Consider the following 17,507-nt stretch of genomic DNA (forward strand, 5'->3'; position numbering starts at 1 on the left):
CCTGCGTGATCACGGCTGGCCTGGACGTGGACATCAGCCGGTGGGGGTGACGGGACTCGGGGAACTCGGAGCCCGGCCAGGAGACTCCGGCCCGGAATCGGGGTCGCCGTCGCGGTCGCGGTCGCGTTCACCGTCGGGGTCGCGTTCACCGTCGGGGTCGCGTTCACCGTCGCGCCTGCGCTCGACGAGCCCGAGCATCACGCCGGCGACGATGATCACCCCGCCCAGAAGCTGGTTGGTCTGTACGACCTCGCCGTTGATGACCACGGCCCCCAGCACACCGAACACCGGAACCAGGTTGAGGATGTTCACCGCGACGCTCGACCGCATCCGGTGCAGGCCGAAGTTGTAGAGCAGGAACCCGCCGACCGAGCAGGCCACGGCGAGGTAGGCCAGCAGCAGGGCGCTGTCCGCGCTGGGCCACCGCCACCGCGGGGCCTCCCAGAGAGACGCGAGGAGGAAGCCGGCCGCGCCCGCCGCCGTCTGGTGGTAGGTGACCCTGAGGGCGCTGTGCCCCGCCCCGGACACCTTCGCCACGACGTTGTACCCCGCCCACACCACACCGCCGAGCAGCAGCAGGACGTCACCGAGCCACCGGCCGTCACCGCCCACTGCCGCGCCGTTGCGCACGACGAGGAACGCGCCGAGTGTGGCGAGCAGGACTCCGGCGATCCGCGGCAGCGGCATGGGAACGCGGAAGGCCACCAGTTCCAGGAGCATGGTCATCAAGGGATAGGAGGCCACGATCAGCGAGGCGTCGGAGGCGGTGGAGAACTCCACGCCGACGTTCTCCAGCACGAAGTAAGCCGTGATGCCAAGCAACCCGCTCAGATACATCAAGCGTCGTTGGCGCCGGTCGGGCCGGGGGCCCGCGCTCCGTCGCATCAGCCTCGTCATCACCAGGAGCAGCCCGGCGGCAAGCGTGAACCGCACCGCGCCGATGCTGAGCGGTCCGACCTCGTCCAGCACTTCCTTCGTCACGGCGTAGGAACTGCTCCAGAACAGCGCGGTGGTTGCCACGGCCGCCACCGCCCCGGCGTGCACGGCCCTCCCCGCCCTCTCCGGCCGCATGGTGTTTCCGGCCTCCGCCGACCTGGTCCTCTTCCCTGCTTTCTCTGCCTTCTCTGCCTTCACGGTGATCTTCCCCTCCGGTCAGCGCCTGCGGCCCCCACACTCAAGGGAGGGCCCACGAACACCCATCGAATAATGCGCGAAAAAATCGGCCGTGAGCGTATCAATTTGCCGAGCTATGCGAGTAAGCTCCGAATTTAATTCGGTTCCACAGCGTGGGAGTTGAACATGGACGAACTTGATTCGGCGCTGTTGCGGCTTCTCCAGCAGGATGGTCGGCGCAGCAATCGGGACCTGGCACGGGAGTTGGGCATCGCTCCCTCCACGTGTCTGGAGCGGGTGCGTTCCCTGCGTGAGCGCGGACTGCTGACGGGCTTCCACGCCGAAGTCGACCTCGGCGCTTTGGGCCGGGGGCTGCAGGCGATGATCGCCGTGCGGGTACGCCCCCCGACGCGCGCGGTGATCCACGAGTTCCAGCGGTTCGTGGAGGAGATGCCCGAGGTGATCGCCGTCTTCGTACTGACCGGCACGGACGACTTCCTGCTGCACGTCGCCGTGCGGGACATCGAGCACCTGAACGCCGTCGTCCTCGACGAGCTGACGAAGCGTCAGGAACTGGCCGATGTCCGCACCTCCGTCATCTACGGCCACCACCGGAAGAAGGTCATCGACCCGGCCTGAGGTCACCGCAGGTCCGGACCGCCACCGGGCTGGGCCGCCCCTGCCGGGCGCCGCCGCCATCCGGTCCCGCGTCTTCCCGCCCCTCGGGCCTGCCCGGCCCCCGCGCCCTTCCCACCCCGGCGCTCCCCGGCCACCATCACTGCCGAACGGCTACCCACCAGTGGAAAGGGGATCGATATGAAGGCAATCCGCATCCACAAGACCGGCGGCGCGGGCGGTCTCGTCTTCGAAGAAGCACCGGTTCCGCACACCGCGACCGGGGACGTGCTGGTGCGGGTGCGCGCCGCCGGCTTCGTCCCGGACGAGCTGAGCTGGCCCGGAACCTGGGTGGACCGCGCCGGGCGGGACCGAACTCCGTCCATACCCGCCCACGAGGTGGCCGGTGTGGTGACCGAGGTCCGGTACGGCACGCCCGGATTCGCCGTCGGCGATCACGTCTTCGGCCTCACCGACTGGCACCGTGACGGTGCCGCCGCAGAGTACGTCTCGGTGGAGGCGCGCAACTTGGCGCCGATGCCACGGTCCCTCGACTTCGTGCACGCGGCGGCGTTGCCGCTGGCCGGGCTGACGGCCTGGCAGGGGCTGTTCGTCCACGGCCTGCTGCGGTCGGGGCAGACCGTGGTCATCCATGGCGCGGGCGGTGGAACGGGTTCGCTCGCCGTCCAGCTCGCCCGGGAGGCCGGTGCGCACGTCATCGCCACCGGCCGGGGCGGGGCCGCCGAGCTGGCGGCCGAACTGGGTGCCGAGACCTTCATCGACCTGGAACGCGAGTCGTTCGAGGACGCCGTCGACCGGGTGGATCTCGTCTTCGACACCATCGGCGGCGATCTGCTCGCCCGTTCCGCCGGCAAGGTCAAGCCCGGCGGCGCCCTCGTATCGATCACCGCCCCGCCCCCGGTCCAGCCCAAGGGCGCCCGGGCCGCCTTCTTCATCGTCGAACCCGACCGCGCCCAGCTCACCGAGCTCGCCCGCCGCGCCGACGCCGGGCTCCTACGACCCCACGTCGGCGCCGTCTATCCGCTGGCCGAGGCCAAAGCCGCATTCACCGCCAAGCGCGGCACCCTGGGGAAGGTCGTGCTCCAGCCGTGAATCTCCTGGGACGAGTTCCGGACTTCGGGGCCCGTTTCTGCTGCTTCTGCCGCGCGCATGTCGTGGTCGTCGGAAGGAAGTAAGGAGAAGTTAAGGAGGAAGGAGAAGTAAGGAAGTCGGGGACGGGGGGCCGGACCTTTCGGAGCGCGGGGTGATGGACGAGTTGGGTGATCGGCGTGTCCGGATGTGACAGGGAATCGTCATTGCGGCCATGAGGTGCCGTGGTGAGGATGGGGGCATGCCCAGTTCGCACCGTGTCGTCATCGCGGTCTTCCCCGATGTCGACCTCCTCGACGTCACCGGCCCGGCCGAGGTCTTCTCGCTGGCCAACCGGGAGACCGGGGGCCGCGCCGGATACGAGGTCCGCCTCGCCGGCCCGGTCGCCGGTGAGGTGCGCACGTCGGCGGGGGTGCGGCTGCTGACCGACATGGCCTTCGACGATGTCGGCGGGCACGTGGACACCCTGCTGGTGCCCGGCGCGGTCGACATGACCGACGAGGGCCCCCTCCCCCGTATCGACGGCACCGTCGTGGAGTGGGTGCGGGAGACCGCCCCGCACGCCCGGCGGGTCGCGTCGGTGTGTGTCGGCGCGCACGTGCTGGCGGCGGCCGGGCTGCTGGACGGGAAAACGGCGACCACCCACTGGTCGACCGCCGCCCAGCTCGCCGCCGACCACCCGGACGTGACGGTCGACCCCGACCCGATCTTCGTCCGTGCCGACCGCGGCCGGCTGTGGACCGGCGCCGGGATCAGTGCCTGTCTCGATCTCTCCCTGGCCCTGGTCGCGGAGGACCTGGGCGAGCAGACCGCGCTGGCGGTGGCCCGGCAACTGGTGATGTATCTCAAACGGCAGGGCGGTCAGAGCCAGTTCTCCGTGCCGCTCAGCCGTCCCGCCGCCAGCCGCCGGGAGATCGACGAACTACGTCTGTGGATCGCCGAACACCTCGACGAGGACCTGTCCGCGCACGCCCTCGCCACCCGCATGTGCCTCAGCGAACGGCACTTCGCCCGCGTCTTCAAACAGGAGACGGGCACCAGTCCCGCCGCCTATGTCGAAGCGGCCCGCACCGAGGTGGCCCGGCGCCTGCTGGAGACCACCGACTGCGCGCTCGACCAGGTCGCCACCGCTGCCGGGTTCGGCTCGGTGGAGACCCTGCACCGGGCGTTCAGACGTCAGCTCGCCACCACCCCGGCGGCCTACCGCCGCCGCTTCCGCACCCAGGCCGCCTGAGACCCCCCTCCGCCCTCCGGCCACCCTCATCCCCCGGCATATCCGCGAGGCGGACTACTTCGCCATGCCCTCACCTCCTCTTCGTCCTCTTCGTCCTCTTCCTCCTCTGTCCCTTCCTCCTCTTTCGCCTCTTCATATGAAAGGTTTCTCATGAGCACGAGCACCCCTTCCACGACCCTGCGTGACGTGATCGGTCTGGACAACCAGCCGCCCCGGCTGAGCGAGTCCGTCCTGATCATGATCGACTTGCAGAACACCTACCGCACCGGCGTCATGGCCCTGGACGGTGCCGAGGAAGCCCTCGCAGCCGCCGCCCGCCTGCTGGAGCGCGCCCGCGCCGCCGGCACCCCGGTCGTCCACATCGTCAACGACGGCGGCGAGAACACCCCCTACGACATCCGCGCCCACATCGGGTCCATCAGCGACGAGGTCGCCCCGGTCGACGGCGAACCGGTCGTGGTCAAGCAGTTCCCCAACGCCTTCCATGCCACCGAACTGGAGAAGACCCTGGCCGACCTGGGCTTCGGCGCGGGCAGCGGCAAGGACCTCGTGCTGGCCGGGTTCATGACCCACATGTGCGTCACGTTCACCGCCCAGGGCGCCTTCAACCTCGGCTACCGGCCCACCGTGGTCGCCGAGACCACCGCCACCCGCGCCCTGCCCGGCCCGGACGGCACCGTTATCTCCTCGGCCTCCCTCCACACGGCTGCCCTCACCACCATCACCGACCTGTTCGGCCTCGTCGTTCCCACGGTCGACGCCCTCCGTTCCTGAGCCGGTGGGCGGGGTACGGCCGGCGAGAAACCCGCCGTGCCCCGCCCGACACCGGCTCACCTCGTCCCTTTGCTCGGACCACCAGCTCTGCCTTGGATCAGCAGATTTGCCTTGTAGCAGTTGCTTTGCCCTGTATCAGCAGCTCTGCCTTGGATCACCAGCATCTCGGCTTCGGCGTGGTCGGCACATCCGGGTCATCCCCCATGCATCCCGGAGCAGAGAGGCCGAGATCCCCGAGTGCGGAGGCTTGGTTTCCCGGAGCACGGACGCCTGGATTCTCGGTGGCTGAGAATCTGGATTGTCGGGAACGCGATGGCCGGGATCCCGGTCCCGTAACGGAAACCCGGCGAGAAGACCCCCGGCGACGGAAGCACCCCGTTGCGGTGGAGACCCTGAGACGCGGGCGTCAGGGTCCCGTCCAAAATCCCTGAGCCCCGCGAGTCGAAGCCCGCCCCGGCATCCCGTCCCAGCGCCCTGTCTCGCCCCGGCACCCTGTCCCGTCCCGGCCTCGCACACTCCATTCCGTCCCCGGCCCGGCCCCGGCCCTCCCCCGGCGCACCCCCATCCGCCTCCCTCCCCTCCCCCGTCCGCTCCTGTCCCCGCCCCACGCGCGGATCTTCTGTGATCCGATTTTTTGTGTGGCGATTTTCTGTTATCCATCCCGGGCCGCAGGATCTCCCCAGTGTCAGAAGATCTACCGCCGGCTGAGGAAGCGAGTGGACAGGCGTGATCAGTGAGCGCGGAGCCGCGTTGGTTGTGGCGGCGCAAGACGGTGACCAGCGGGCGCAGGACGAACTCATCGCCGAGTACCTGCCGCTGGTCTACAACATCGTGGGCCGGGCGCTGAACGGCCACGCGGACGTCGACGACGTGGTGCAGGAGAGCATGATCCGGGTGCTCGACGGGCTGCCCGGGTTGCGGGAGCCGGAGAGCTTCCGGTCGTGGCTGGTGGCGATCACGATGAACCAGATACGACGGCACTGGAACGCGCACCAGTCGGCCCCGGTCGACGGCAGGTTGCAAGACGCGCACGGCGTGGCCGACCCGGGTGCCGACTTCGTGGACCTGACCATCATGCGGCTGGGCCTGGCCGGGCAGCGCCGCGATGTCGCCGAGGCCACCCGCTGGCTGGAGGCGGACGATCGCGCGTTGCTGTCGCTGTGGTGGCTGGAGGCGGTGGGCGTGCTCACCCGGGCCGAGGTGGCCGCAGCCCTGGAGCTGTCTCCGCAGCACACGGCCGTTCGGGTGCAGCGGATGAAGGCGCAGTTGGAGGCCGCCCGGGTCGTGGTGCGGGCGCTGTCGGCCACGCCGCGCTGCCAGGAGCTGGCGCCAATGGTCGCCCAGTGGGACGGCGTACCGTCCGCGCTGTGGCGCAAGCGGATCGCCCGGCACGCCCGGGGATGCGCGGTCTGCTCGGGGCTCTGGAGCGGTCTGGTGCCGGCCGAGGGGCTGCTCGCCGGGCTGGCCCTGGTGCCGGTGGCGGCGACGCTGGCGGCTTCGGTCGGCTCGGGTGTGCTCCGGAGCCAGAGCGTGGCGGCGTTCGGTCGTGACGCGGCGGGCGAAGGGCTCGCCGGGACCGGCACGGCCGGGGGCTCCGGGGGCACTGGCGTCGGGGGCTCCGGAAGCGCCAGCGCCGAAGGTGCCCAAGGTGTCGTACAGGTCGGGAACCCGGGCGGGCGAGCCACGGGCGGGCGGGCCGCGGTCCGTGGTGGTCATAAGGCCGGGGCCGGGCAGCACGCCCGTGGACGGGGTGCCGAGACGGGCCGGGGACAGCGCCGCCGGGAGCGGCAGCGCGGCAAGCGGCGGGCGGCGGTCGTCATCGCGGGGGTCACGACGGTGGTCACCGCGGTCGGGGCGTTCCTGCTGGTGCCCGACGCGTCGCAGGACGGCAAGGGCGACAAGGACCGCACGGTATTGGACGCGGCGGGGGACAGCCGCGCCGTCGTCGCCCGTACGGGCGGCAGCACGGCCTCCGGAAGCCCGTCGGCGACGCCGCGCCCCAGTCACAGCACCACCGCCAAGCCGAGCCCGTCCGCGTCCGCATCCCACAGCGACCGGCCGACCGACCAGCCCACCACCTCGGCCACCCCCACCCACCGCCCCACGTCGGCCTCGCCGACTGCTCCGGCGGCCCCCAGTGCCTCTCGTCCCTCGGCGCCCCGGGCCGTCGCCAACCCGGCGTCCTCAGGGGCGGCCGGGCAAGTGATCGCCCTACTGAACACCGAGCGCGCGGCGAACGGGTGCGGCCCGCTGCGGAACAACGCCCAGTTGCAGACAGCCGCACAACGGCACGCCGACGACATGGCGGCGCGCGGCTTCTTCGACCACACCAACCCGGACGGCACCGGGCCCGGCGAGCGCATCACGGCCGCCGGCTACCGGTGGAGCACGTACGGCGAGAACATCGCGCGCGGGCAGCAGAGCCCCGCCGAGGTGATGAAGTCGTGGATGAACAGCCCCGGCCACCGTGCCAACATCCTGAACTGCTCCTTCAAGGAGGTCGGGATAGGGATCCACAACGGTTCCGGCGGCCCTTGGTGGGTGCAGAACTTCGGGGCCCGGTTCTGATGAGGGAGTGAGGGGCGGGCGTTTTCGTTAGGGGGCAGCGGCATGTTCATCCGCTGCCCCCACCGGTCCGGCCTCTACCGGCCGGGCCTATAGGCGGCCAGGCCCCACCGGCCCGCCTATAGGTCGGCCCGGCCCGATCGGTCCTATAGGCCGACCCGGCCCGATCGGTTACCCAGCCCCGTCGGAGAGCCCGGCCGTCTTCTCCTTCCGAGCCGTCTTCCCCTCCCCGCCCGTCTTCCCCTCCCCGCCCGTCTTCCCCTCCCCGTACGACGCCGTGACCGGCTCGTCCGTCAGCCTCCGGGCAACGAGGCATCGGCCGTTCCCCGTCCCGGCGTCGGAATGCTGGCCGTTCCCCGTCCCGGCGTCGGAATGCCGACCATTCCCCGTCCCGGTGTCGGGATGCCGACCGCCCCCCGTCCGCCGCCCCGGGCCGGTGACGACGAGGAGGACTCCGGCCAGCGCGACACCGGTGGCGGTCCAGAACGCCGCGGTGAAGCCGGACGCGGCCGGGAGCGCGGTGTCCCCGATGGCCCGGGAGGCGAGGATCGCGGCGGCGAGCTGGCTGCCGACCGCGCCGCCCACCGTCCGCGCGACGGTGTTGATGCCGTTCGCCGTGGCGGCCTGGTCCGGGGTGGTGAGGTTGTGGACGAGCTTGGGCAGCGCCGCCATCGCGAAGCCGAAACCGGTCCCGATGACGGCGTAACAGCCGGCGACCTGCACGGCATCGGCGTGGAACCGCGTCAGCAGCGCGCCCCCGGCGGCGCTGATCCCCAGCCCCAGGGCGAGCGGCGCCCGCGGGCCCCACCGTGCCTCCACCCGTCCGGCGCCGATGCTCGCCGGCAGCCCGAACAGCGTGCCGGGCAGCAGGATGAGCCCGGCGACGGTGACGGAGAGACCGAAGCCGTAGTCGATCAGGCGGGCGTCCGCCGCGGGGAGTCCCACGGGCAGTTCGGCGAGCTTGGGAAGCAGGATGTAGAAGACGAACTGCGTCGTTCCCAGGAGGAACGCTCCCACGTGCGCGACCAGGAGGGGGCGCGCCAGGAGGAGCCGGGGTGCGATGAGCGGGTGGGCGGCACGCCGTTCCCACCACAAGAACACCGCGGACAGCAGCACGCAGCCCGCGAACAGTCCGAGCACGCCGCCCGACCCCCACCCCCAGCCCGGCCCCTCCGTCAGCGCCAGCAGCACACAGATCAGCGCCAGCCCGAGGAGGACGGCGCCCGGCGCGTCCAGCGGTTCGCCGGCGGTGCGCGGGCTCTCCGGGACGTAGCGCACCACCAGCCCGATCGCGGCGGCGATCAGAACGCCGCCCGCGACGAACAGCCAGCGCCACGACGTGTGGTCGACGATGAGTCCGCCGCCGAGCAGGGCGGCGCCGGCCGCGCCGGCGACCAGCCCCGAGACCAGGCCGAGTCCTGAGGCGACCCGCCGGGGCGGTAGCACTTCCCGCACGAGGCCGAGGGCGAGCGGTAGCAGTGCCAGGCTCACCCCCTGGACGGCGCGGAAGGCGATGAGCGAGGCGACGTTCCACGCGGTGGCGGCGCCGAGGGTGCCGAGCAGGTGGACGACGAGCGTGATCAGCAGCATCCTCCGCTTGCCGTGACTGTCGCCGAGGCGGCTGAGGAGCGGGGTGAGCACCGCGCTGCTGAGCAGGGTGGCGCTGACCACCGCCCACGAGACGCCGGTCGCGTCGGTGTGCAGTTCGCGCTGGAGGACGCCGATCGTGGGGACGAGCATGGTCTGGACGAGGGAGTAGGACAGGACGGCCAGGATCAGGGCGACCATCGGGGCGGTACCGGTTCGGGTGGGTAACGGGGACAAGGTTCCTCGCAATCGGCCTTCGGCTGTGGGATAGCCGGGGCAATCGGCCTTCGGCTGTGGGGTGGCCGGGCATCAACCTGCACGCTCAAGTGCCCTTGAGCGCAAGCCGTTGAGAGGATGGAGGCATGTCAGACGACCGCTTCTCGATCAGTCAGGTCGCGCGCCGCTTCGGCATACCGGTGTCCACGCTGCGGTACTACGACGAGCTGCGCCTCCTCCCCGCCGCCGAACGGCGCGGGAACGTGCGCCACTACGGCCAGGAGGAACTGCGCCAACTGGCGCTCATCCAGCGGCTCCACCACCACGGCCTCGTCAGCCTGGCCGACACCGCCGCCCTGATCGCCGAGCGGCCGGAGGCGAACCATCCTTCGGGGCGTGAGGTGCTGACCGCCTCCATCGATGCCATCGAGAGGAAGATCGACGGCCTGCGGTCCGCCCAACGCCTTCTGGAATATCTGCTGAGCTGCCCGAAACCCGACCCCGTGCGCGAATGCGCGCACCTGCACGCCGAATTGGAACGGGCTGTGGACAACGCACTCGCCGGGCCCGGTGGAATCACCGAGTCCGGCGGAAATGCTGAGCACGGCGGAAACGCTGAGTCCGGCGGAATCACCGGATCCAGCGAAAACGCTGAGCCCGGCGGAATCACCGGATCCGGCGGAAACTCCGCTGAAAGGGTTTCCGCATCAGGGGAATAGATCGCCGTCGCCAGAGCAGCGAGTGAGCGCAAGCGGCAAGAGGAATCCGCAATTCCCCCAGGGATACCTCGAAAGCCACTCCCCGACCTCCCCGGAGATCAATTCCATCCCGTTCTTCGCGCCGCTCCACTCGCCACGGTGACGTCAATCCAGGAATCCCCGCGAGAGCGCCTCATCGGCCCGAACGGCCACACCTAAGCATGCTGACGAGGCGTTTGACAAGGCGTCGGACGGAAAGCGGAGGATTGCCTACCAGGCACGTCCGGCCAAGCCCACCCCACCGCAAACCTGCCGGTCACACCCTGCTTCCACCGTTCTGGTTGCTGTTTTCGGAACATTGATTGGCGATGAACGGTGCCCCATGTAATCTCCCATCCAACTCAGAGAAACGTGCTCGCCTACGGGGTTCGGCAGCCGCCGGCATTCCCCACAGAACAGGTTCAGCGCTTCAGGCAGACATGCCTTCTCCATGCCAGACCCGAGTTGACGTCAGCGGCTTTCCGCTGCTCGCTGCCAGAATGGCGGACGGGCCGAATGTCACGGAAAACAATGGCGAACCACACCCGAAAGCGCGGCACCGTCGCCGACGGACAGGCAGAGAGACAGACAGACAGACAGTCGCGACGCGGCTCGGCCAACGGCGGTCCGGTCCGATCCATTCCGTTCCTGCGCTTTCGGATCGGGGCGCCGGTGCATGCGATCTTCCTTCGACCTGTGGCGGGCATTGCCGCGCGGCAATGCCCCGGAAGGATGGGAAACGGATGAAAGCCAATGAGGGCCCGGAGGGCCGGAACTTCGATGTTCTCGTCGTCGGAAACGGAGCCTTGGGGCTCTCTCTCGCATGGGTGCTGGCGCGAAGAGGCCGACGGGTCGGGCTGCTGGGGCAGCCGCACCGCCCATGGGCGGGCTCGACGGCCGCCGGGGCGATGCTCGGCTGCTTCGGCGAGATCACCACGTCATTGGTCGCCAGTGAGTACGGCAGGACCAAACTCGAACTCGGCATCCAGGCCACCGGCATGTGGCCCCAGTGGCTGGCGGAGTTGGAGGACGAGACCGCCGGCACTCTGGAGGACGCGCCCACCGGCACGGACGCGCGGACCGGCACGGACGCGCGGACCGGCATGGACGTGCGGACCGCCGACGGCACGACCGTCATGCTCAACTCCGTCGGCATCCCGGAGATCGACGACGCCAACTACGCCGCCATCCGCAGGGAACTCGTCCGCTACTCGGAACCGTTCGAAGACGTCGATCCCGGCGACCTGGAGTGGGTGGACAGCGATCCGCTGGCCCGTCCGCTGAAGGCGTTCCACATCCCCGGGGAGCACGCGGTGAACCCGGCCGCTCTCCTGGTCCGCCTGGAGACGGCGTTCGTCAGGGCGAAGGGCACGCTCGTCACCGACTTCGCGACCGCCGTCGAGTACGCGGGCGACCGGGTCACCGGCGTCACTCTGGAGACGGGGGAACGGCTCAGCGCCGACCAGGTGGTGCTGGCCGCCGGCGCCCGCACCCAAGGGCTGCTGGACACGCTGCCCGTCGGGCCGCGCATCCCGCGGCTGGTCAGCGGTTACGGGGTCTCCGTCCTCGTCAGGACGCAGGACGGGACCGCGCCGCGGAGTGTCATCCGGACCCCGAACCGCTCGTTCGCCTGCGGCCTGCACGTCGTGCCCAGGGGCGCGGGCGAGGTCTACCTCGGCGCGACGAACATCATCTCCCCGGAACCGCGCGACATCCCCGACATGCGGGACCTGGCCTTCCTGATGGAGTGCGCCCACCGCCAGGTACGGCGCAACCTGTGGGACAGCCAGGTGGCCAAGGTGCAGGTCGGGAACCGGCCGGTGTCCGTGGACGGCTTCCCGCTGCTGGGCGAGGGCGGCATGGACGGCCTGTGGATCATGACCGGGACCTACCGGGACGGTCTGCACCTGTCACCGCTGCTGGCCCAGGAGATCGCGGCCCGGATGCTGGGCGAGGAGACGCACGCCGGGTTGGACCCCTTCGCGCCGGTGCGGCCCCCGCTCCAGGCGTGGAGCCGCAAGCAGATCGTGGACAGCGCCGTGCACCACACGATCGCGATCGGTTACGAACAGAACTGGAGGATTCCTGTCGACTGGCACGGGTGGATCGAGAACGATCTGCGCCCCGCCACGCTGAGTTGGGCCGAGGAGATCGACCCGGAGATCACGCCGCCGCCGGAGCTGCTGTTCCACTCGCGGTTGGTGCCCGACCTGGCCAAGATGCTCCGCGAGTACTACGCGACGACGCGGGTGCAGGGCGTGCAGGGCGTGCGTTCCTGAGGAGGTCGTCGGGGTCGGCCCGTCCCACGGCGGGCGCCACTGAGGACGTGTCCGGCTCGGCCCGTCTCGCAGCGGGCCGGGCCGGGCGCCCCGCTCGCCTCGCGAGCCGGGCCGGTCCGATCCGGGCCGATCCGGATGCACCGCCGCCTCACGAGCCGATCCGGTCCGGGCTGATCCGGACGCCCCGCTGCCTCCCATCCCCTCGTCACCACCTCACAGGCCAGGCCGCCCGTCACCGAAGCGGGCGAGCAGTTCGCGTTTGAGGACCTTGCCGCTGGGGCCCAGCGGGAGGCTGTCGACGAACTCGACGCGGCGCGGGTACTTGTAGGCGGCGATGCGCTGCTTCGTCCAGCGCACGATGTCCTCGGCGAGGGCGGGGTCCGGCCGCGCGATGTGGGGGCGGGGGACGATGACGGCGCAGATCTCCTGGCCGTGGCGGGCGTCCGGGAGGCCGATCACCGCGGCGTGGGCGACGGCGGGGTGGTGGACGAGGGTCTCCTCGACCTCGCGCGGGTAGACGTTGTAACCGCCGCGGATGATCATGTCCTTCTTGCGGTCGACGACGGACAGGTACCCGTCCGCGTCCTTCACCCCCAGATCGCCCGAGCGGAACCAGCCGTCGACGATCGCGGCGGCGGTGGCCTCGGGGTCGTCCAGGTAGCCGGCCATGACGTTGTGCCCGCGGACCACGATCTCGCCCACCTCGCCCGGCGGCAGCAGTTCGATGCGGTGCTCGGCGTCGGCGCGCGCGATCTCGGCCCGCACGCCCCGGATGGGCTTGCCCACCGTGCCCGGCCGACGCGGCCACGCCTTCTGGTTGTACGCGACGCAGGGGGAGGTCTCCGTCAGGCCGTAACCCTCGTAGATCGGGCAGCCGAACGCCGCCTCGAACTCCTCCAGGACGCGGACGGGCAGCGCCGAGCCGCCGCTGTACGCCCGGTCCAGGCGGGGCCGGTCCAGGCGGGGCCGGTCCAGGCGGGGCCGGTCCGGCTGCCGCGCGGCGGCTTCCAGCAGCGCGACGTACATCGTCGGTACGCCCATCAGGACCGTGCAGCGTTCGGCCCGCATCAGTTCCAGCGCGCCCTCGGCCGTGAACCGCCGGGTGAGCACCATGGTGGCGCCGGCGCGGAAGCACGTGCCCATGCCGCAGATCTGGCCGAAGGTGTGGAACAGGGGGAGGCAGCCCAGGAGTACGTCGTCGGGGCGCATGTCGAAGGGCGAGACCATCGTCGTCTCGATGTTCGCGATCAGGTTGCAGTGCGTGATCATGACGCCCTTGGGGCGGCCCGTGGTGCCGGACGTGTAGAGGATGACCGCCGTGTCGTCCGGCGCGCGGGGCACCGGAGCCTCGTCCAGGGGGCACGCGTGCGCCGCCAGCGCGTCGAGCGAGGGGCCATGGACGTCTTCCGGCGTCAGCTCTTCCGACGGATCGTGAACGCCTTCCTGCGCCACCACTTCCGACGAACCGTGAACACCTCCTGGCGCCACCACTTCCGACGGACCCCGAACACCTCCCGGCACCACCACTTCCGACGGCGCACGCACGCCTTCCGTCGGTTCAGCCTCGTCCTCGTCCTTGTCCTCGGCCTCGTCATCGTCCTCGGCCCCGCCCCCGTCCCCGTAATGGACTTCCCTCCGCCCGTCCGCGCGGGTCTCCTCGCCGCCGACGATGAGCAGCGTGGCTCCGGACGTGTGCGCGGCCGGCTCCCCTTCGCCGAGCAACGACCGCCCGCAGAGCAGCATCTTGGCGCCCGAATGACCGAGGACGTAGGCGATTTCCTCCGCCTTCAGCAGGACGTTCACGGGCACGACCGTGGCGCCGAGGGCGAGCGCGGCGTAGTAGGCCATCGGGAAATGCGGGGTGTTGTCCAGCAGCAGGGCCACTCGGTCGCCGGGGCCGATGCCTCGCGTCCGGAGCACCGACGCGTACCGCAGGGCGCCGTTCCACAGGGCGGCGTAGGTGAGGCGCTCGGGCCCGGCGATCAGCGCCGTGTGGCCGGGGCGGCGTGCGGCGGATTCCGCCAGTACGGACGCCGCCGATAGGACGGCCTCCCTTTGAGCAGACCCGGTTTGAGCAGACCCGGTTTGAGCGGACTCGGTTTGAGGAGACTGGCTTTGAGCAGACCCGGTTCGAGCCGTGCCGGTTCGAGTGGCCCTGCTTCGAGCAGCGGCCCCGCTTTTCAAGAAAAGCTCACATTCGGTCATCGGCATTCCGCTTCCAGAGGTCGAGCACCTGCGTACCGGCCGAGAAAATGCGCCCTGTGCAGGGCGCACCTGCCATCCTACGATTGGCCGCGCAGGATGAGAAGCCACGGAAAGCGAGGGACGGACATGTCCGAGTACATGGATTTCTTCGCACGTTTGGCACAGGAAACGACCGAGCGGAAAAGGGAATTCCTCCCACTCGGTCGCATAGCGGGCCGTTTCCCGGCGGCCGGCACGTTGGACAATGGCGAGATCTCGGTCTGGTGCAGCAACGACTACCTGGGTATGGGCCAGCATCCCGCGGTCCTGGACGCGATGAAACGTGCCGTCGACGAATACGGTGCCGGGTCCGGGGGATCCCGCAACATAGGCGGGACGAACCATTATCACGTCGCTTTGGAGAAGGAGCTGGCCGCGCTGCACGGAAAGGCGGACGCGGTACTGTTCACCTCGGGTTATTCCGCCAATGAGGGCGCGCTTTCCGTGCTCGCCGGGCGTATCGACGACTGTGCGGTCTTCTCCGACCAGCTCAACCACGCCTCCATCATCGATGGCCTGCGGCATAGCGGCGCAGAGAAGTTCATCTACCGGCACAACGACTGCGATCACCTCGATGAACTGCTGTCCGGTGTGGATCCCGACCGGCCGAAACTCGTCGTCACGGAATCCGTGCATTCGATGCGGGGCGATATCGCGCCACTCGCTCGGCTCGCCGACGTCGCCAAGCAGCATGGTGCGGTGACGTTCCTGGACGAGGTGCACGCGGTCGGCATGTACGGCCCCGAGGGCGCCGGAATCGCCGCGCGGGAGGGCCTGGCCTCGGCGTTCACGGTGATCATGGGCACGCTCGCCAAGGGTTTCGGGATGACCGGCGGCTACGTCGCCGGGCCCGCGGTGCTCATGGACGCGGTCCGGGCCTTCGCCCGTTCCTTCATCTTCACCACGGCGCTGCCGCCCGCGGTGGCCGCCGGCGCGCTCGCGGCCGTACGCCACCTGCGCGGCTCGGAGGCGGAACGGATACGGCTCGCGGCCAACGCCCAACTGCTGCAAGGGCTGTTGCGCGAGCGGGACATCCCCTTCCTGTCGGACCAGACCCACATCGTCTCGGCGCTCGTGGGCGAGGACGGGCTCTGCAAGGCGATGTCCGCCCTGCTCCTGGAACGGCACGGCGTCTACGTCCAGGCCGTCAATGCGCCCAGCGTGCCCAAGGGCGAGGAGATCCTGCGCATCGCTCCGTCCGCCGTGCACGACGCCGCGGGTGTGCGCCGGTTCGTCGACGCGCTGGATGCCGTGTGGAGCGATCTTGGTGGGCCGCGTGGCTAAGCCGTTGGGGCTGACCTCGGCGGGCCGGGCGGCCAGGGCGTGACCGGCGCGGATCTCCAGTGGTGACGCCTGCCCGATCGTCCGGTCGCACTGCTCCTTGGCCTGCCCCATAACAAGTAGTGGACCGCGGGGCGGCGCGGGGATGGGGCGACGCGTCCCCGTCAGGTGGTAGAGGCGCCCGGTGCCCGGAGGGTCCGGCGGACGGCCGTGCGGAGCCAGTGGTGGGCCCCGTCCGCGGCGTGGCGCGGGTGCCAGGCCATGCCGATGGTGACGGGCGGCAGGGGAAGGGGGATGTCGAGGAGGTGCAGGCCCAGGATGGCGGCGGCGTCCGCGAAGGGCGAGTCGGTGCCGGGGGGCGCGAGGGGGACGAGGGAGACGACGTCGCTGCGGGCGGCGAGGGACATCGCGGCCAGGTGGCTGGGGAGCACGGTGGTGACCCGGCGGTGGAGGTTCCGTTCGGCCAGCGCGGCGTCCAGGGGGCCGGAGAACCGGCCGCGGCGGCTGACGACAACGTGTTCGGCGGCGGCGAGCCGTTCCGGGGTCAGGGCCTTCTCGGTGAGGGGATGGCCGGGCCGGACGGCCGCCATCATCCGGAGCGTGACCAGTTCCTCGACCTGGGTCTCGGGGTCGACGTGATCGATGGAGCCGATCTCCAGGTCGATCCGGCCGTCGCGCAGGGCCGGTCCGGCCTCCAGTTCCTCGGCCCGGAACCGGAACGAGACCCCCGGCGCCTCCTCCCCGGCCAGCCGCAGGAGCCCGGGAGCCAGCGCCGCGCCCACCAGGTCGGCGGCCTGGACGGTGAAGGTGGTGCGCAAGGTGGCGGGGTCGGTGCCGGTGCCGGGGGTGAGCAGCGCTCCCAGGCGGCGCACCACGGTGGCGACTTCGTCGCGCAGGGCCTGGGCGCGGGGCGTGGGGACCATGGTCTGCCCGGCCCTGACCAGCAGGGGGTCCTGGAGGATGCGGCGCAGGCGGGCGAGCGTGCGGCTCATGGCAGCGGGTGAGGTGTGCAGGCGGGCGGCGGCCCGGGTGACGCTCTGCTCCGTGAGCAGAGCGTCCAACGCGACCGCGAGGTTGGCGTCGATGGCCGCCGGGTCTTGGCTGTTCACCAGCGTAATTCCATTTCGGGCAAAGATTCGTTGCTGACATTCCCATTGTGGCAACACTGTCGCTCTCCGCAGGATGAGGGACGTACCGGCTCGGGACCCCCACGGGGTATCGGCCGACCACCCCTACCTGCCACTTCGGAGGCACAGCCATGTCCACTGGAATCACCACGTCCGCTGACGAAACCACGTCCGCTGACGAAACCGCGTCCACGAAGAACACCGCGTCCACTGACGAAACCGCGGCCCCGGTCACCGCTTTCATGCTCATCAAGACCATGCCTGAATGGCTCGCCATGACGCCTCAGGAGCGGGTGAACGCCCTCGCCACCGAGGTCATGTCGGTGGTCGAGGCCAAGACGACCGGTGTCCGGTCGCGTTTCTACGACACGGAGTTCTACTCCACCCGCGTCACCGACGTCTGGGTCTGGGAGGCCGACGACCACACCGCGTACCAGCTCCTCATCGACGCGCTGCGGGAAACACCGTTCTGGGACCGCTACTTCCAAATTGTCGACATTCTCGTCGGCACCGAGAACGGGTATGCCCGCACCTACGGGTTCGACCCCGTGGCCACCATCACCACCTGATCGACCGCCCGGCGTACGCGACGCCGCTGCCCTCCGGCCCCTCTCAAGTGGCCGGG

Annotated in this window: 13 protein-coding genes; 9 read left to right on the forward strand and 4 right to left on the reverse strand. The window is 70.4% G+C overall.

The window, feature by feature from the left end:
- Positions 1-33: 33 nt before the first annotated feature.
- Positions 34-1,071, reverse strand: coding sequence for a DMT family transporter (locus ABZX96_RS17450; RefSeq protein WP_355544987.1), 1,038 nt, complete (start codon positions 1,069-1,071; stop codon positions 34-36).
- A 228-nt stretch (positions 1,072-1,299) separates the two neighbouring features.
- On the opposite strand from ABZX96_RS17450, the gene ABZX96_RS17455 reads away from it, so the two are divergent.
- From ABZX96_RS17455 to ABZX96_RS17475, 5 genes are all read left to right on the forward strand, one after another.
- On the forward strand, positions 1,300-1,752 hold the full coding sequence (locus tag ABZX96_RS17455) for an Lrp/AsnC family transcriptional regulator (RefSeq protein WP_355544990.1): 453 nt from the start codon (positions 1,300-1,302) through the stop codon (positions 1,750-1,752).
- 177 nt (positions 1,753-1,929) lie between these two features.
- The gene (locus ABZX96_RS17460; RefSeq protein WP_355544992.1) at positions 1,930-2,841 is read left to right on the forward strand and encodes an NADP-dependent oxidoreductase; all 912 of its coding nucleotides are present in this window, start codon (positions 1,930-1,932) and stop codon (positions 2,839-2,841) included.
- Between the two features lie 238 nt (positions 2,842-3,079).
- Positions 3,080-4,072: a GlxA family transcriptional regulator gene (locus tag ABZX96_RS17465; RefSeq protein ID WP_355544995.1), complete on the forward strand. Its 993-nt coding sequence runs from the start codon at positions 3,080-3,082 to the stop codon at positions 4,070-4,072.
- A gap of 150 nt (positions 4,073-4,222) precedes the next feature.
- On the forward strand, positions 4,223-4,846 hold the full coding sequence (locus ABZX96_RS17470) for an isochorismatase family protein (RefSeq protein ID WP_355544998.1): 624 nt from the start codon (positions 4,223-4,225) through the stop codon (positions 4,844-4,846).
- 726 nt (positions 4,847-5,572) lie between these two features.
- A complete protein-coding gene (locus tag ABZX96_RS17475; RefSeq protein ID WP_355545001.1) occupies positions 5,573-7,414 on the forward strand; it encodes a sigma-70 family RNA polymerase sigma factor in 1,842 nt (613 codons plus the stop codon).
- A 168-nt stretch (positions 7,415-7,582) separates the two neighbouring features.
- Here ABZX96_RS17475 and ABZX96_RS17480 read toward each other — a convergent pair whose 3' ends face one another.
- Positions 7,583-9,235 carry an MFS transporter gene (locus ABZX96_RS17480; RefSeq protein WP_355545004.1) on the reverse strand — a complete coding sequence of 551 codons (1,653 nt, stop codon included), beginning with the start codon at positions 9,233-9,235 and terminating at the stop codon, positions 7,583-7,585.
- A gap of 125 nt (positions 9,236-9,360) precedes the next feature.
- Here ABZX96_RS17480 and ABZX96_RS17485 point away from each other — a divergent pair, with 125 nt between their 5' ends.
- Both ABZX96_RS17485 and ABZX96_RS17490 read left to right on the forward strand, forming a co-directional pair.
- Positions 9,361-9,933: a MerR family transcriptional regulator gene (locus ABZX96_RS17485; protein ID WP_355545007.1), complete on the forward strand. Its 573-nt coding sequence runs from the start codon at positions 9,361-9,363 to the stop codon at positions 9,931-9,933.
- A 761-nt stretch (positions 9,934-10,694) separates the two neighbouring features.
- Positions 10,695-12,230 (forward strand): FAD-dependent oxidoreductase, encoded by a 1,536-nt coding sequence (locus ABZX96_RS17490; protein WP_355545010.1) that lies wholly within the window; start codon positions 10,695-10,697, stop codon positions 12,228-12,230.
- Between the two features lie 213 nt (positions 12,231-12,443).
- Here ABZX96_RS17490 and ABZX96_RS17495 read toward each other — a convergent pair whose 3' ends face one another.
- The gene (locus ABZX96_RS17495) at positions 12,444-14,255 is read right to left on the reverse strand and encodes a long-chain fatty acid--CoA ligase (RefSeq protein ID WP_355545034.1); all 1,812 of its coding nucleotides are present in this window, start codon (positions 14,253-14,255) and stop codon (positions 12,444-12,446) included.
- Positions 14,256-14,561: 306 nt separating this feature from the next.
- On the opposite strand from ABZX96_RS17495, the gene hemA reads away from it, so the two are divergent.
- The gene (gene hemA / locus ABZX96_RS17500) at positions 14,562-15,758 is read left to right on the forward strand and encodes a 5-aminolevulinate synthase (protein WP_355545013.1); all 1,197 of its coding nucleotides are present in this window, start codon (positions 14,562-14,564) and stop codon (positions 15,756-15,758) included.
- 161 nt (positions 15,759-15,919) lie between these two features.
- Here the strand turns inward: hemA and ABZX96_RS17505 are convergent, their stop codons facing one another.
- The gene (locus ABZX96_RS17505) at positions 15,920-16,864 is read right to left on the reverse strand and encodes a LysR substrate-binding domain-containing protein (protein WP_355545016.1); all 945 of its coding nucleotides are present in this window, start codon (positions 16,862-16,864) and stop codon (positions 15,920-15,922) included.
- Between the two features lie 149 nt (positions 16,865-17,013).
- Here ABZX96_RS17505 and ABZX96_RS17510 point away from each other — a divergent pair, with 149 nt between their 5' ends.
- Positions 17,014-17,451 carry a darcynin family protein gene (locus ABZX96_RS17510; RefSeq protein WP_355545019.1) on the forward strand — a complete coding sequence of 146 codons (438 nt, stop codon included), beginning with the start codon at positions 17,014-17,016 and terminating at the stop codon, positions 17,449-17,451.
- Positions 17,452-17,507: the final 56 nt, after the last annotated feature.

It is taken from the genome of Streptomyces sp. NPDC003077 (assembly GCF_040611095.1).
In the GTDB taxonomy this organism is placed as follows: Bacteria; Actinomycetota; Actinomycetes; order Streptomycetales; family Streptomycetaceae; genus Streptomyces.